Annotated in this window: 11 protein-coding genes; 10 read left to right on the top strand and 1 reads right to left on the bottom strand. The window is 70.2% G+C overall.

The annotated features are described in order from the left end of the window. Nucleotides 1–136 precede the first annotated feature (136 nt). The 10 genes from AC5L3C_RS09600 to AC5L3C_RS09555 all read left to right on the top strand — a co-directional run bounded on the left by AC5L3C_RS09600 (nucleotide 137) and on the right by AC5L3C_RS09555 (nucleotide 15064). Complete coding sequence (locus AC5L3C_RS09600; protein ID WP_493648428.1) at nucleotides 137–5629, top strand: HAMP domain-containing protein; 5493 nt, start codon at nucleotides 137–139, stop codon at nucleotides 5627–5629. Nucleotides 5630–5935: 306 nt separating this feature from the next. Continuing rightward, complete coding sequence (locus AC5L3C_RS09595; protein WP_125503904.1) at nucleotides 5936–6613, top strand: response regulator; 678 nt, start codon at nucleotides 5936–5938, stop codon at nucleotides 6611–6613. A gap of 175 nt (nucleotides 6614–6788) precedes the next feature. Then, nucleotides 6789–9539: a DNA translocase FtsK gene (locus AC5L3C_RS09590; RefSeq protein ID WP_493648426.1), complete on the top strand. Its 2751-nt coding sequence runs from the start codon at nucleotides 6789–6791 to the stop codon at nucleotides 9537–9539. A gap of 252 nt (nucleotides 9540–9791) precedes the next feature. Then, on the top strand, nucleotides 9792–10625 hold the full coding sequence (locus AC5L3C_RS09585) for a helix-turn-helix domain-containing protein (RefSeq protein ID WP_125503902.1): 834 nt from the start codon (nucleotides 9792–9794) through the stop codon (nucleotides 10623–10625). A 93-nt stretch (nucleotides 10626–10718) separates the two neighbouring features. Beyond that, the gene (gene rimO / locus AC5L3C_RS09580; protein ID WP_125503901.1) at nucleotides 10719–12194 is read left to right on the top strand and encodes a 30S ribosomal protein S12 methylthiotransferase RimO; all 1476 of its coding nucleotides are present in this window, start codon (nucleotides 10719–10721) and stop codon (nucleotides 12192–12194) included. Next, nucleotides 12191–13075 carry a CDP-diacylglycerol--glycerol-3-phosphate 3-phosphatidyltransferase gene (gene pgsA, locus AC5L3C_RS09575; protein WP_125503900.1) on the top strand — a complete coding sequence of 295 codons (885 nt, stop codon included), beginning with the start codon at nucleotides 12191–12193 and terminating at the stop codon, nucleotides 13073–13075. Before rimO ends, pgsA begins: the two co-directional genes overlap by 4 nt. Then, nucleotides 13072–13617, top strand: coding sequence for a CinA family protein (locus AC5L3C_RS09570; protein WP_125503899.1), 546 nt, complete (start codon nucleotides 13072–13074; stop codon nucleotides 13615–13617). Before pgsA ends, AC5L3C_RS09570 begins: the two co-directional genes overlap by 4 nt. Nucleotides 13618–13726: 109 nt before the next feature. Then, nucleotides 13727–14107: a helix-turn-helix domain-containing protein gene (locus AC5L3C_RS09565; RefSeq protein WP_003993396.1), complete on the top strand. Its 381-nt coding sequence runs from the start codon at nucleotides 13727–13729 to the stop codon at nucleotides 14105–14107. Nucleotides 14108–14303: 196 nt separating this feature from the next. Further along, complete coding sequence (locus tag AC5L3C_RS09560) at nucleotides 14304–14774, top strand: Dps family protein (protein WP_125503898.1); 471 nt, start codon at nucleotides 14304–14306, stop codon at nucleotides 14772–14774. Continuing rightward, entirely contained in the window at nucleotides 14771–15064 is a 294-nt protein-coding gene (locus tag AC5L3C_RS09555) for a hypothetical protein (RefSeq protein ID WP_493648421.1), read from the top strand. Before AC5L3C_RS09560 ends, AC5L3C_RS09555 begins: the two co-directional genes overlap by 4 nt. Here the strand turns inward: AC5L3C_RS09555 and AC5L3C_RS09550 are convergent. After that, nucleotides 15037–15837 carry an Fpg/Nei family DNA glycosylase gene (locus AC5L3C_RS09550; protein WP_125503897.1) on the bottom strand — a complete coding sequence of 267 codons (801 nt, stop codon included), beginning with the start codon at nucleotides 15835–15837 and terminating at the stop codon, nucleotides 15037–15039. The genes AC5L3C_RS09555 and AC5L3C_RS09550 overlap by 28 nt on opposite strands. Nucleotides 15838–15862 lie beyond the last annotated feature (25 nt).

Here is a 15862-nt window from a genome sequence, read left to right as displayed (position 1 = left end):
AGCAGCCCCCTGGCGGCACCTTGGAACGTCGGGCAGCACATCGCAGTAGTACGGGAAAAGCACAGCGGAATTCGGACGCCCCCTGGTGGTGCGCCCGGGCACAGCGGTAACGGTCGACCCCTGCGGGAGGGACACAGTGGAGTCTGGCGCAGCGACGCGGGGCACGAAGACGACGCGCGCGAAAGGCGGACAGTCCCTGAACAAGCCGGGAAGGGCGCGGGGCGGGACCACGACGGTCGAGACCGCATCCCTGAACCGTCTCCTGGCCGCGCTGGTGTCGATGCGGGACGGCAACTTCCGCAGGCGGCTGACGGTGACCGGCGACGGCGTGATGGCGGAGATCGCGGCGGTCTTCAACGAGGTGGCCGACCGCAATCTCCACCTGACGGGCGAGCTGGCGCGGGTGCGCCGCATGGTCGGGCGTGAGGGAAAGCTCACGGAGCGGCTGGAGACGGGGCCCTCCGAGGGCTCCTGGGCGACCGCGATCGACAACTCGAACGCGCTGGTGGACGACCTCGTGCGGCCGGTCTCCGAGGTCAGCCGGGTGCTGTCGGCGGTGGCCGAGGGTGATCTGTCGCCGCGGATGGAGCTGCGCACGCAGGCGGCGCCGGAAGGGGCCGGGCATCCGCTGCGGGGCGAGTTCCTGAAGGTCGCGCGGACGGTGAACAACCTGGTCGACCAGCTGTCCATCTTCACCGACGAGGTCACCCGGGTGGCCAGCGAGGTGGGCACCGAGGGCAAGCTGGGCGGGCAGGCCCAGGTGCGCGGCATGTCGGGTTCGTGGAAGGACCTGACCGACTCCGTCAACACGATGGCGGAGCGGCTGACGGCGCAGGTGCGGGACATCGCCCTGGTGACGACGGCCGTCGCGAGCGGTGATCTCTCGCGCAAGGTCACCGTGCACGTCGAGGGCGAGATGCTGGAGCTGAAGAACACCGTCAACACGATGGTGGACCAGCTGTCCGCGTTCTCCTCCGAGGTGACACGCGTCGCGCGCGAGGTGGGCACCGAGGGTGAGCTGGGCGGGCAGGCGCAGGTGCCCGGGGTGGACGGCGTGTGGAAGGAGCTCACCGACTCCGTCAACACCATGGCCGGGAATCTCACCGCCCAGGTGCGCGGGATCGCCGAGGTGACGACCGCGGTCGCCAACGGTGATCTGTCGCGGAAGGTGACGGTGCCGGCGCGCGGTGAGGTCGCGCAGCTCGCCGAGACGATCAACCAGATGACCGAGACGCTGCGGATCTTCGCCGACGAGGTCACGCGGGTCGCCAACGAGGTCGGGGCCGAGGGTCAACTGGGCGGTCAGGCGAACGTGCCGGGTGCTGCGGGAACCTGGAAGGACCTGACGGACTCCGTCAACACGGTCTTCCGGAACCTGACCACGCAGGTGCGGGACATCGCCGCGGTGACGACGGCGGTCGCCAACGGTGACCTGTCGCAGAAGGTCACCGTGGACGTGGCCGGCGAGATGCTGGAGCTGAAGAACACCGTCAACACGATGGTGGACCAGCTGTCCGCCTTCGGTGCCGAGGTCACGCGGGTGGCGCGGGAGATCGGTGTCGAGGGTGAGCTGGGCGGTCAGGCGCAGGTGCCGGGCGCGGCGGGGACGTGGAAGGACCTGACGGACTCCGTCAACACCGCGTTCCGCAACCTCACCGGTCAGGTGCGGAACATCGCCCAGGTGACGACGGCGGTCGCCAACGGTGACCTGTCGCAGAAGGTCACCGTGGACGTCTCCGGTGAGATGCTCCAGCTGAAGAACACCGTGAACACGATGGTGGACCAGCTGTCGAGCTTCGCCGACCAGGTCACGCGGATGGCGCGGGACGTGGGCACCGAGGGCCGGCTGGGCGGCCAGGCGCGCGTGGACGGCGTGTCGGGCACGTGGAAGGAGCTCACCGACTCCGTCAACTCGATGGCGTCGAACCTGACCGGTCAGGTGCGCAACATCGCGCAGGTCACGACGGCCGTCGCGCGGGGTGACCTGTCGCAGAAGATCGACGTCGACGCGCGCGGCGAGATCCTCGAGCTGAAGAACACCATCAACACGATGGTCGACCAGCTGTCCTCCTTCGCCGACCAGGTCACCCGGGTGGCCCGCGAGGTGGGTACGGAGGGCCGGCTGGGCGGCCAGGCCCAGGTGCCCGGCGTCGCCGGTGTGTGGCGGGACCTGACGGACTCCGTGAACGGCATGGCGTCCAATCTGACGGGTCAGGTGCGCAACATCGCCCAGGTGGCGACGGCGGTGGCGCGCGGTGACCTGTCGCAGAAGATCACCGTGGACGCGCGCGGTGAGATCCTCGAGCTGAAGAACACGCTGAACACGATGGTGGACCAGCTGTCGTCGTTCGCCGAAGAGGTCACGCGGGTGGCCCGCGAGGTGGGTACCGAGGGCATCCTCGGCGGCCAGGCCGAGGTGCAGGGCGTCTCCGGCACTTGGAAGGACCTCACGCAGTCCGTCAACGGCATGGCGAACAACCTCACCCTCCAGGTGCGCAACATCGCCGAGGTCACCACCGCGGTCGCCAAGGGCGACCTGTCGAAGAAGATCACCGTCGATGCCAAGGGCGAGATCCTCGAGCTGGTCACCACCGTCAACACGATGGTGGACCAGCTGTCGTCGTTCGCCGAGCAGGTGACCCGGGTGGCCCGCGAGGTGGGCACCGAGGGCATTCTGGGCGGTCAGGCGCACGTGCCGGGTGTCACGGGCATCTGGAAGGACCTGAGCGACAACGTCAACCTGATGGCCAAGAACCTGACCACCCAGGTGCGGAACATCTCCCAGGTCTCCGCGGCCGTCGCCAACGGCGACCTCACCCGGCAGGTCAGCATCGAGGCGCGCGGTGAGGTGGCGCAGCTCGCCGACACCATCAACACCATGGTCAAGACGCTGAGCGCGTTCGCCGAGCAGGTCACCAAGGTGGCGCGTGAGGTGGGCACGGACGGCATCCTGGGCGGCCAGGCGCACGTGCCGGGTGTGGCCGGTACCTGGAAGGACCTCACCGAGTCGGTGAACCAGATGGCGTCGAATCTGACCGGCCAGGTGCGCAACATCGCCATGGTCACGACGGCCATCGCCAAGGGCGACCTCACCAAGAAGATCGACATCGACGCGCGCGGTGAGATCCTCGAGCTGAAGACGACCATCAATACGATGGTGGACCAGCTGTCCTCCTTCGCCGAGGAGGTCACCCGGGTGGCCCGTGAGGTGGGCACCGAGGGCCAGCTGGGCGGTCAGGCCCGGGTGCGCGACGTCGACGGGACCTGGCGGGACCTGACGGAGTCCGTGAACGAGATGGCCGGGAATCTCACCCGGCAGGTGCGCGCCATCGCGCGGGTGGCGACCGCGGTGACGCGGGGCGACCTGAACCTGAAGATCGACGTGGACGCCTCCGGGGAGATCCAGGAGCTCCAGGACTACATCAACAAGATGATCGCCAACCTGCGCGACACCACGATCGCCAACAAGGAGCAGGACTGGCTCAAGGGCAATCTCGCCCGGATCTCCGCGCTGATGCAGGGCCGCCGGGATCTGGACGACGTGGCCTCGCTGATCATGAGCGAGCTGACGCCGGTGGTGTCCGCGCAGCACGGCGCGTTCTTCCTGGCGATGCCGCTGGTCGACGGCGAGGATCTGAACGCGGCGGACGACGACCAGTTCGAGCTGCGCATGCTCGGCTCGTACGGCTACTCCATGGGGTCCATGCCGACGTCGTTCGCGCCCGGTGAGGGGCTCGTGGGGACGGCCGCCACGGAGAAGCGCACGATCCTGGTGGAGAACGCGCCCAGCGGCTATCTGAAGATCTCCTCGGGGCTCGGGGAGGCGCCGCCGGCCCAGGTGATCGTGCTTCCGGTGGTGTTCGAGGGGAAGGTGCTCGGCGTCATCGAGCTGGCGTCGTTCACGCCGTTCACGGCGATCCAGAAGGACTTCCTCAACCAGATCGCCGAAATGATCGCGACGAGCGTCAACACCATCTCGGTCAACACCAAGACCGAGCGGCTGCTGGCGCAGTCGCAGGAGCTGACCGAGCAACTGCGGGAGCGGTCGGCGGAGTTGGAGCAGCGGCAGAAGGCGCTCCAGGCGTCCAACGCCGAACTGGAGGAGAAGGCCGAGCTGCTGGCCCGGCAGAACCGCGACATCGAGGTGAAGAACACCGAGATCGAGGAGGCGCGGCAGGTCCTGGAGGAGCGCGCCGAGCAGCTCGCGGTCTCCATGCGCTACAAGAGCGAGTTCCTGGCCAACATGTCGCACGAGCTGCGCACGCCGCTGAACTCGCTGCTGATTCTGGCCAAGTTGCTCGCCGACAACGCCGACGCGAACCTGTCGCCGAAGCAGGTCGAGTTCGCCGAGACCATTCACGGCGCGGGGTCCGACCTGCTGCAGCTCATCAACGACATCCTGGACCTGTCGAAGGTCGAGGCGGGCAAGATGGACGTCTCCCCGACGCGTATCGCGCTCGTCCAGCTGGTGGACTACGTGGAGGCCACGTTCCGGCCGCTGACCGCGGAGAAGGGCCTGGACCTGTCCGTGCGCATCTCGCCGGAGCTGCCGGCCACGCTGCACACCGACGAGCAGCGGCTGTTGCAGGTACTGCGGAACCTGCTGTCCAACGCGGTGAAGTTCACCGACTCCGGATCGGTGGAGCTGGTCATCCGGCCCGCCCGGGACGACGTCCCGCAGGCCATCAGGGAGCAGCTGCTGGAGGCCGGTTCGCTGACCGACCCGGACGCGGACCTGATCGCGTTCTCGGTGAGCGACACGGGCATCGGTATCGCCGCCGGCAAGATGCGGGTGATCTTCGAGGCGTTCAAGCAGGCCGACGGCACCACCAGCCGCAAGTACGGCGGTACGGGGCTGGGGCTGTCCATCTCGCGGGAGATCGCCCAGCTGCTCGGCGGTGAGATCCACGCGCAGAGCGAGCCGGGCCGCGGCTCGACGTTCACGCTGTACCTGCCGCTGCACCCGAGCGAGCTGCCCCCGCACGGCTACGCCCAGCCCATGCCGCCCCTGGAGGGCGGGGACCTGATGGCGTCGGCGGAGCCGGCCGTGCCGCGGGCCGAGACGCCGGCCGAGGTGGCGTCGTACCGGGAGACGCAGAACGGCCCGGCCGCGCTGTTCCGGCGCCGCCGCAGGATCGCGCTGGAACAGCGGCCCGCCGCCGAGTCGGAGCAGCGGCCCGCCGCCGAGCCGGAGCAGTGGCCGGAAGCGGAGCAGGAGCGGCCGTCCCGGACGACGCGCCGCGGTATCCGCTTCGGCGGGCAGAAGGTGCTGATCGTCGACGACGACATCCGCAACGTCTTCGCGCTCACCAGCGTCCTGGAGCAGCACGGCCTGTCCGTGCTGTACGCGGAGAACGGCCGCGAGGGCATCGAGGTGCTGGAGCAGCACGACGATGTGGCGGTCGTGCTGATGGACATCATGATGCCCGAGATGGACGGCTACGCCACGACCACGGCGATCCGCCGGATGCCGCAGTTCGCCGGGCTGCCGATCATCGCGCTGACCGCGAAGGCGATGAAGGGCGACCGGGAGAAGGCGATCGAGTCGGGCGCCTCCGACTACGTGACCAAGCCGGTCGACCCCGATCACCTGCTGTCGGTGATGGAGCAGTGGATGCGGACGGAGTGAGACCGGCGCCGGCGGGCGCGGGAATGTGACGGGAAGCTTCGGTGTTCATCCGGAGTTGCGCAGGCGGTGCACGCGAAGTCGTGTAGAAGTACGGGATTCGGGGAACCTTCTGGTCTCCCGCCGCGTTTCTGCTACGTGCACAGTGACATCGCGGTGACAGGGTGTGGCGACAGGCGGGGTACGGCTACGATGACCGGCACAAGGATGGACGGCGTAAGGGAGTCGTCCCCTGGGGCGGTACCCACAGGTGCGTTCCCAGGTCCTGCGGACAGGGGAGGCCCCAAGCCGGGGCGAGGAGGGCGGGCCATGGTCCAGAAGGCCAAGATCCTCCTGGTCGATGACCGGCCGGAGAATCTGCTGGCGCTGGAGGCGATCCTCTCGGCGCTCGATCAGACGCTGGTGCGGGCATCGTCCGGGGAAGAAGCACTCAAGGCACTGCTCACGGATGATTTCGCGGTCATCCTGCTGGATGTCCAGATGCCGGGCATGGACGGCTTCGAGACGGCCGCGCACATCAAGCGACGGGAGCGGACCCGGGACATCCCGATCATCTTCCTCACCGCGATCAACCACGGCCCGCACCACACCTTCCGGGGCTACGCGGCGGGAGCGGTCGACTACATCTCCAAGCCGTTCGACCCGTGGGTGCTGCGGGCGAAGGTCTCGGTCTTCGTCGAGCTGTACATGAAGAACTGCCAGCTGCGGGAGCAGGCGTCGCTGCTGCGGCTCCAGCTGGAGGGCAGCGAGAAGGACGTCGGTGAGGCCAAGGAGTCGGCGGGACTGCTCGCCGAGCTGTCGGCGCGGCTCGCGGCCGTCGAGGAGCAGGCCGAGGCGCTGACCAAGCAGCTCAACGACGAGTCGACCGACGCGGCCGCGGTGGCCACGGCGGCCCATCTGGAGCGCAAACTCACCGGGTTGCGGAGGGCGCTGGACGCCCTGGAGCCGGGAACCGGCAGCGCGTCGTCGGTGCCCTCGCAGAACTGATCCCGGAGCCAGGTGCCTTGCCCGGCCCTCGGCCGGGACCGGACCTGAGGTGGCGTCAACTGCGCTGGGAACCCGGGCTCTCCGCGTCAGCTTCACGCCCCGACGAGCGCGACACGAACGGGTGAAGCATCCGCCACGCGTGTCCCCTGCCGTCTCCACCGGTAACCTCACACCTATGGCCTCACGTCCCTCCGCTGCCAAGAAGCCGCCCGCGAAGAAGGCGGCCGCTTCCGCGAAGGCGCCGGCGAAGAAGGCCGCTGCCAAGAAGGCCCCGGCCAAGAAGGCCCCCGCGAAGAAGGCCGCGGCCAAGAAGCCGGCCCCCGCACCGGCACCGAACCCGACCAGTGGCGTGTACCGGCTCGTCCGGGCCCTGTGGCTGGGGCTCGCGCATGCCGTGGGCGCGGTGTTCCGCGGCATAGGGCAGGGCGCCAGGAACCTCGACCCGGCGCACCGCAAGGACGGTCTCGCGCTGCTCCTGCTCGGCATCGCCCTGATCGTCGCCGCCGGCACCTGGGCCGACCTCGAGGGGCCCGTCGGCGAGCTCGTGGAGATCCTGGTCACCGGCGCCTTCGGCCGGCTCGACCTGCTGGTGCCGATCCTGGTCGCGGTCATCGCCGTACGGTTCATCCGGCACCCGGAGAAGCCCGAGGCCAACGGGCGGATCGTCATCGGTCTGTCCGCGCTGGTCGTCGGTGTGCTCGGACTGGTCCACATCGGGTGCGGGTCGCCCGCCCGCAGCGACGGCATGCACGCCATAAGGGACGCCGGCGGTCTGATCGGCTGGGCGGCGGCCACGCCGCTGTCGTCCACCATGACCGATGTCCTCGCCGTTCCGCTGCTGGTGCTGCTCACTGTCTTCGGTCTGCTGGTCGTCACGGCCACACCGGTCAACGCCATTCCGCAGCGCCTGCGCCAACTGGGCGTACGGCTCGGCCTCGTCGACGACGACACCGAGCCCGAGGAGTTCAGCGAGGACGACGCGCGCTACGAGGAGCAGTGGCGCGAGACGCTGCCCGCGAGCCGCCGCCGGCGCCGGCCGGCCCCCGAGGAGTACGACCCCGACGCCGCGGAGCAGGAGGCACTGTCCCGGCGCCGTTCCCGGCCCCGCAGGTCCGCGGTGCCGCAGCCCGACATGGACCGGCCGATGGACGCCGTGGACGTGGCCGCAGCCGCGGCCGCCGCGCTCGACGGTGCCGTGCTGCACGGCATGCCGCCCTCGCCGGTCGTCGCCGATCTGACCCAGGGCGTGAGCACCGGCGACCGCGAGCCGACCACACCGACGCCGGTACCGGCCGCCCGGCCGCATCAGGAGAAGCCTCAGGCGGGGAAGGCGAAGGCGGACAGGGCGCAGCAGGACAAGCCTCCGGCGGGCGTCCTGGACATGACCAAGGAGCCGCCGCGTGAACCCCGCGATCTGCCGCCCCGCGCGGAGCAGCTCCAGCTCTCCGGCGACATCACCTACGCGCTGCCCTCGCTCGACCTGCTCACCCGCGGCGGCCCCGGCAAGGCGCGCAGCGAGGCCAACGACGCCATAGTCGAGGCCCTGCGGAAGGTCTTCACGGAGTTCAAGGTGGACGCCGCCGTCACCGGCTTCACCCGCGGCCCGACGGTCACCCGCTATGTCGTGGAACTCGGCCCGGCCGTGAAGGTCGAGCGGGTGACCGCGCTGACCAAGAACATCGCGTACGCCGTCGCCAGTCCGGACGTGCGGATCATCAGCCCGATTCCCGGCAAGTCCGCGGTCGGCATCGAGATCCCGAACACCGACCGGGAGATGGTCAACCTCGGTGACGTCCTGCGGCTCGCGGAGTCCGCCGAGGACGACGACCCGATGCTGGTCGCCTTCGGCAAGGACGTCGAGGGCGGGTACGTGATGGACTCGCTGGCGAAGATGCCGCACATGCTGGTCGCCGGCGCCACCGGTTCGGGCAAGTCGTCCTGCATCAACTGCCTGATCACCTCGGTCATGATGCGGGCGACCCCGGAGGACGTCCGGATGATCCTCGTCGACCCCAAGCGGGTGGAGCTCACGGCGTACGAGGGCATCCCGCACCTGATCACGCCGATCATCACCAACCCCAAGCGGGCCGCCGAGGCGCTGCAGTGGGTCGTGCGCGAGATGGACTTGCGCTACGACGACCTGGCCGCCTACGGCTACCGCCACATCGACGACTTCAACCGCGCGGTGCGCGAGGGCAAGGTCACACCGCCCGAGGGCAGCGAGCGGGAGCTCCAGCCGTATCCGTATCTGCTGGTGATCGTCGACGAGCTGGCCGACCTGATGATGGTCGCCCCGCGCGACGTCGAGGACGCCATCGTGCGCATCACCCAGCTCGCGCGGGCGGCCGGCATCCACCTGGTGCTCGCCACCCAGCGGCCGTCCGTGGACGTCGTCACCGGTCTGATCAAGGCGAACGTGCCGTCCCGGCTGGCGTTCGCCACCTCCTCCCTGGCGGACTCCCGGGTCATCCTCGACCAGGCCGGCGCCGAGAAGCTGATCGGCAAGGGCGACGGACTGTTCCTGCCCATGGGCGCGAACAAACCCGTGCGCATGCAGGGCGCGTTCGTGACCGAAGAGGAGGTCGCGGCCGTCGTCCGGCACTGCAAGGAGCAGATGGCGCCCGTCTTCCGGGACGACGTCACCGTGGGGACCAAGCAGAAGAAGGAGATCGACGAGGACATCGGCGACGACCTCGACCTGCTGTGCCAGGCGGCCGAGCTGGTCGTCTCCACCCAGTTCGGGTCGACGTCCATGCTCCAGCGCAAGCTGCGCGTCGGCTTCGCCAAGGCCGGCCGGCTGATGGACCTCATGGAGTCCCGGAACATCGTCGGACCGAGCGAGGGTTCGAAGGCCCGTGACGTTCTTGTGAAGCCTGACGAGCTGGATGGCGTGCTCGCGCTGATCCGTGGGGAGTCTGAAGGATAGGCGCACGGGACACGGCCGCCACCCGGGGCATCCGGGTGGCCGATTCGTGACCCAGCCGTAAGGGATCCTTGAGCAACCGTTTCCCGTCGGCGTACGTCAAGTTGAGGGAAATGACAAACCACAGGCCCACCATCGGGACGTCGGGCCATTCCGATGGGCTACAAAGTCCGACCGCCCGGTTGCCCCACCCTCTCGTACCCCACCTAGACTGAACCTCCAGCACAGGCGGCTACACGCTCGAAAGGCGCCCCCGTGTCCATCGGCAACTCCCCTGAAGGCGAGCGTCCGTTCGAAGACGTATCCGACGAAGCCCGCCCCTCCGTCGGCCGAGCCCTGCAGCAGGCACGCATCGCCGCCGGGCTCACCGTCGACGACGTCAGTACCGCCACTCGCGTCCGCATCGGCATCGTGCGCGCCATCGAGGCGGACGACTTCGCGCCCTGCGGCGGCGACGTCTACGCGCGCGGGCACATCCGGACCCTGGCCAAGGCCGTGCACCTCGACCCGGCCCCACTGATCGCCCGGTTCGAGGCCGAGCACGGCGGCGGCCGCCCGGCCCCGACGCCGGCCGCGCCCCTCTTCGAGGCGGAACGCATCCGCCCGGAGCGGCGCGGGCCTAACTGGACCGCGGCCATGGTCGCCGCGATCGTCGTGGTGATCGGCTTCGTCGGTTTCACCATGGTCAACGGTGACGACGACGGCGACAGGGCGACCGTCGCCGACGACGCCACCCCCAGCAAGTCCGCCTCGCCCACCCCCAAGTCCGAGAAGCCCGCCGCCCCCGAGCCGGAACCGTCGGACAGCGCCATCGCCGCCGCACCGCAGGACAAGGTGACGGTCCAGGTCACGGCCGCCGACGGACGCAGCTGGATCTCCGCCAAGGACCACAACGGCCGGCTGCTGTTCGACGGACTGCTCAAGCAGGGCGATTCCAAGACATTCCAGGACAGCTCCAAGATCAACCTGGTCCTCGGTGACGCCGGCGCGATCGACCTGTTCGTCAACGGCAAGAAGATCGAGGACGACTGGCAGCCCGGCGCCGTCGAGCGCCTGACCTACACCAAGGGCGACCCGCAGGCCGGATAAGCGGTACCGAAGCACACAACGGAGACGGGGTCGGCCATGATCGGCCAACCCCGTCGACGTGGGGTGTCGCCGGGACGAAGTAGTCTTGAGCCCATGCCTGAACGCCGTACCGTCGCACTCGTCACCCTTGGCTGCGCCCGTAACGAGGTGGACTCGGAGGAGCTCGCAGGCCGTTTGGAGGCGGACGGCTGGCAGCTGGTCGAGGACGCCGGGGACGCCGACGTCGCCGTCGTCAACACCTGCGGGTTCGTCGAGGCCGCGAAGAAGGACTCGGTCGACGCCCTCCTGGAGGCCAACGACCTCAAGGGACACGGGAGAACGCAGGCCGTCGTCGCCGTGGGCTGCATGGCCGAGCGGTACGGCAAGGAGCTCGCCGAGGCCCTGCCCGAGGCCGACGGCGTGCTCGGCTTCGACGACTACACCGACATCTCCGACCGCCTCCAGACCATCCTGAACGGCGGCATCCACGCCTCCCACACCCCGCGCGACCGGCGCAAGCTGCTGCCGATCAGCCCGGCCGAGCGACAGGACTCGGCCGCCGTCGTCGCGCTCCCGGGACACGGCCCGGTGGACCTCCCCGAGGGCCTCGCACCGGCCTCCGGCCCCCGCGCGCCCCTGCGCCGCCGGCTGGACGGCTCCCCGGTCGCCTCCGTGAAGCTCGCCTCCGGCTGCGACCGGCGCTGCTCCTTCTGCGCCATCCCGTCCTTCCGCGGCTCCTTCATCTCGCGCCGCCCCAGCGACGTGCTGAACGAGACGCGCTGGCTGGCCGAGCAGGGCGTGAAGGAGATCATGCTGGTCTCCGAGAACAACACCTCCTACGGCAAGGACCTGGGCGACATCCGCCTGCTGGAGTCCCTGCTGCCCGAACTCGCCGAGGTCGACGGCCTCGAGCGGGTGCGGGTCAGCTACCTGCAGCCGGCCGAGATGCGACCCGGCCTGATCGACGTGCTGACCTCCACCCCGAGGGTCGCCCCCTACTTCGACCTGTCCTTCCAGCACTCCGCGCCCGGCGTGCTGCGCGCGATGCGCCGCTTCGGCGACACCGACCGGTTCCTCGAACTGCTCGACACGATCCGCGGCAAGGCGCCCCAGGCCGGTGTCCGCTCCAACTTCATCGTCGGCTTCCCGGGCGAGTCCGCGGCCGACCTGGCCGAGCTGGAGCGCTTCCTCGGCCACGCGCGGCTCGACGCCATCGGCGTCTTCGGCTACTCCGACGAGGAGGGCACCGAAGCGGCGACGTACGACCGCAAGCTGGACGAGGAGACCGTCGCCGAGCGGCTGGCCCGGGTCTCCCGCCTGGCCGAGGAACTCGTCTCGCAGCGCGCCGATGAGCGCATCGGCGAGACCGTCCACGTGCTCGTGGAGTCCGTGGACGAGGAGGAGGGCGTGTACGGCCGGGCGGCGCACCAGGCTCCCGAGACGGACGGCCAGGTGCTGCTCACGAGCGGCGAGGGTGTGAGCGTCGGCCGTATGGTCGAGGCGAAGGTGGTGGGCACGGAAGGTGTCGACCTGGTGGCCGAGCCGCTCTTCCAGGGTTCGCTCGCGTGGAGTGAGGAGGCGGGCAGATGACGGGTGTCCCGGCATCGGCGGCGGGCGGCCCCTCCGGCGCGAGGGGAGCGGCGGGCGGCGCGCCCGGCGGCCTGCCGGGGTCCGGGCGCATGGCCGCGCGCGAGGCGCGGGACGCGGCCCCCGGGGCGTCCGGGGGTGGCCGGGCCCGGCGGAGCGCGTCCGACCACGGCACGGGCGGCTCCCGGGCGCACGGGGACGAGACGGCTCCGGTCACGTCCTCGCACGACGGCGCCGATGCCGAGGACGGCACCAGGCCCGCGCGCGGCGGGAAGATCGCGGCGGCGGCCGTCGACCAGGCCAGCATCTGGAACATCGCCAACCTGCTGACCATGCTCCGGCTGCTGCTGGTGCCGGCGTTCGTGATGCTGATGCTCGCCAACGGCGGCTACGACCCGATGTGGCGGTCGTTCGCCTGGGCGGCCTTCGCCATCGCCATGATCACCGACCTGTTCGACGGGCATCTGGCGCGCACGTACAACCTCGTCACCGACTTCGGGAAGATCGCCGACCCCATCGCCGACAAGGCGATCATGGGAGCGGCGCTGATCTGCCTCTCGGCGCTGGGCGATCTGCCGTGGTGGGTCACCGGGGTCATCCTCGGCCGGGAACTCGGCATCACCCTGCTGCGTTTCCTGGTCATCCGCTACGGCGTCATCCCGGCCAGCCGGGGCGGCAAGCTCAAGACCCTCACCCAGGGCGTCGCGGTCGGCATGTACGTCCTGGCGCTGACGGGGTGGCTGGCCACGCTGCGGTGGTGGGTGATGGCCGCGGCGGTCGTGCTGACCGTGGCGACCGGGCTCGACTATGTGAAACAGGCCATTGTGCTCCGCAGGCGGGGAATCGCCGAGCGCAAGGCGGCGTTGGAGGAGACGGAAGCGTGAGTTCGACGGCCACCGACGTGGTGCGACTACTCACCGTCAACGGCGGAACGCTTGCCGTCGCCGAGTCCCTGACCGGTGGCCTGGTGGCGGCGGAGATCACGTCGGTGCCAGGGGCGTCCAAGGTCTTCCGGGGCTCGGTGACGGCCTACGCCACCGACCTGAAGCAGCGGCTGCTGGGCGTGGACGCCACTCTGCTGGCCGAGCGCGGAGCGGTGGATGCGCAGGTGGCGGCCCAGATGGCGGCCGGTGTCCGCACGGCGCTCGGCGCCGACTGGGGCATCGCCACCACGGGTGTCGCCGGTCCGGAACCCCAGGACGGACAGGCCGTGGGAACGGTGTTCGTGGCTGTGGACGGGCCTTTTGCCAACGGCTCCGGTTCCGCCTCTGGCGGAAAAGTGAAGCATCTGCGGTTGAACGGCGACCGTGCGGAAATTCGTATGGAGAGTGTACGGAGCGTACTCGCACTGCTTCTGAGGGAGCTTGCGGGCGAACAGACCGGGAATGAGCGGGCACAGGATACGGAACGGAACGGGGGGTTTTGATGTTTGCAGCCCTGAGTGAACACGACATCGCTCCCCGCACGGCCGCGGCGCGAGGCGGTACGGTGGGGCGAGAAGGATGCGGCTACGCGGTCCGAGGAGGGAGCCACCGATGATTCTGCTCCGTCGCCTGCTGGGTGACGTGCTGCGTCGGCAGCGCCAGCGCCAGGGCCGTACTCTGCGCGAAGTCTCCTCGTCCGCCCGAGTCTCACTCGGCTATCTCTCCGAGGTGGAGCGGGGGCAGAAGGAGGCTTCCTCCGAGCTGCTCTCCGCCATCTGCGACGCGCTGGACGTACGGATGTCCGAGCTCATGCGGGAAGTGAGCGACGAGCTCGCCCTTGCCGAGCTGGCCCAGTCTGCTGCAGCGACCCCCAGCGAACCCGTTCCCACGCCGGTGCGTCCGATGCTGGGTTCCGTTTCGGTGACCGGTGTGCCACCGGAACGGGTGACCATCAAGGCGCCCGCCGAGGCGGTGGACGTCGTCGCCGCGTGAGCGCGGTGCACGGCGCCCGCGCGGTGTGAAGCTGTGAGATGCCCCGGTAGGGGCCCTTCCGGGGATCCGGATGGGTGCCGCCGGGGTTTTTCGCGTGCGGGGGCTGCCGCGTGGTGCGCCCGGCGTGCGTTTGCCGGTGCGGGACGGGGCCGTCATCGTTGAAGGACGAGGCGGGGGGTCAGCCACGGAGGTGCGGATGTACGTCGTGAAGAGCCCGTTGTCCGACGAGAACCTGAAGACCGTGTCCGAGGCGCTGCAGGGCGCCCTGGCCGATCTGGTGGACCTCGCCCTGGTGGCCAAGCAGATCCACTGGAACGTGGTCGGACCGCGCTTCCGCACCATCCATCTCCAGCTCGACGAGGTCGTGGCCCTGGCACGCAAGCACTCCGACACGGTGGCCGAGCGCGCGGCGGCCCTCGGTGTCCCGCCCGACGGGCGCGCCGCGACGGTGGCCGTCGCCAGCGGGATCGGTGTGACGCCGGAGGGCTGGGTCGACGACTCCACGGCCGTGAGCACGATGGTGGACGCGCTGGGTGCGGTGATCGCCCGGATGCGCGAGCGGGTGACGTCGACGGAGGAGCCGGATCCGGTGACCCAGGACGTCCTCATCACGATCACCGGGGACCTCGAGAAGCAACACTGGATGTTCCAGGCCGAGAACGGGTGACGGTCGCGCGCCGGACGGCCGTGCTGGCGTGCGGGGCACTGTGGTGGTGGGCGGTGCTGCGGCTGCTGCTGGCGCCCGACGCGGGTGCGCCGGAGGCGGCGGTCGCGGCCGGGGGGTGGGGGCTCAGTGTGCTGCCGGTGCACTGCGTGCCCAAGGCGCACGCGGAAGGCGCCGTGGCGGCCCGGCGCTGGCGGAGCGCCTGGCGGTGGCCGGGCGAGGGAGCTGACCGCGCGATGCGTGATCGGGTCGACGACCCCTCCGGTCAGCGGGCGGGTGCCGGACCCGGCTGACAGGTGGGGCACCAGTACGTGGGGCGCTCGCGGGAGCCGTCGCCCTGGTCGGCGAGGCGGATGGGCGTCCGGCAGCGCAGACAGGGGCGGCGGGCGCGGCCGTACACGAAGAGGTCCTGGCCGCGCCGGCCCGTCGTGCTGCGGATGGGGCGCTCGCGGTTGAACTCCAGCAGCCTCCGGGCGAGTTCCGGCAGCTTCGCCGTGCGGTCGGGGGACAGGTCACCCACGGGGAGCCAGGGCGTGGCGCCGAGCAGGAAGCAGAGCTCGCTCTTGTAGACATTGCCGATACCGGCGAGGTTCCGCTGGTCGAGGAGGGCCTCGCCGAGGGGACGGGCCGGGTCCTTGAGCAGGTTGGCCAACGCGATGCCGGGGTCCCAGTCCGGGCCGAGGAGGTCGGGTCCGAGGTGGCCGACGGCCCGGTCCTCGTCGGCGGTGCGGATCAGTTCGAGGACGGGCAGCCGATAGCCGACGGCGGTGCGGCCGGCGGTGCCGAGGATCGCGCGGATCTGGTGCGCCGGGCCGCCGTTCCAGCGCTGCCCGTCGGTGAACACCCGCCAGGAACCGTCCATCCGCAGGTGCGAGTGCAGGGTCAGACCGCCCTCGAACCGGGTCAGCAGATGCTTGCCGCGCGGGGTGACGTCCAGCACCGCGCGGCCGGTGAGGTCGGCGGTGGCGTACCGGGGCACCCGCAGGTCGCTGCGGGTCAGCACCCTGCCCGCGAGGGCATCGTGCAGCCGCCGCGCGGCCTGCCAGACCGTATCTCCTTCGGGCATGCGTCAAGGGTGGCACGCCGGACGG

The sequence above is a fragment of the Streptomyces speibonae genome (assembly GCF_984686075.1).
Note: the sequence above shows the minus strand (reverse complement) of the source record. Positions and strands in the feature narration are given on the sequence as shown.

Bases quoted from the DNA above. Each gene is read 5' to 3' on its own strand.
- AC5L3C_RS09595 (WP_125503904.1), top strand. From the start codon at position 5,936: ATGGTCCAGAAGGCCAAGATCCTCCTGGTCGATGACCGGCCGGAGAAT.
- AC5L3C_RS09590 (WP_493648426.1), top strand. From the start codon at position 6,789: ATGGCCTCACGTCCCTCCGCTGCCAAGAAGCCGCCCGCGAAGAAGGCG.
- rimO (WP_125503901.1), top strand. From the start codon at position 10,719: ATGCCTGAACGCCGTACCGTCGCACTCGTCACCCTTGGCTGCGCCCGT.
- pgsA (WP_125503900.1), top strand. From the start codon at position 12,191: ATGACGGGTGTCCCGGCATCGGCGGCGGGCGGCCCCTCCGGCGCGAGG.
- AC5L3C_RS09565 (WP_003993396.1), top strand. From the start codon at position 13,727: ATGATTCTGCTCCGTCGCCTGCTGGGTGACGTGCTGCGTCGGCAGCGC.
- AC5L3C_RS09560 (WP_125503898.1), top strand. From the start codon at position 14,304: ATGTACGTCGTGAAGAGCCCGTTGTCCGACGAGAACCTGAAGACCGTG.
- AC5L3C_RS09550 (WP_125503897.1), bottom strand. From the start codon at position 15,837: ATGCCCGAAGGAGATACGGTCTGGCAGGCCGCGCGGCGGCTGCACGAT.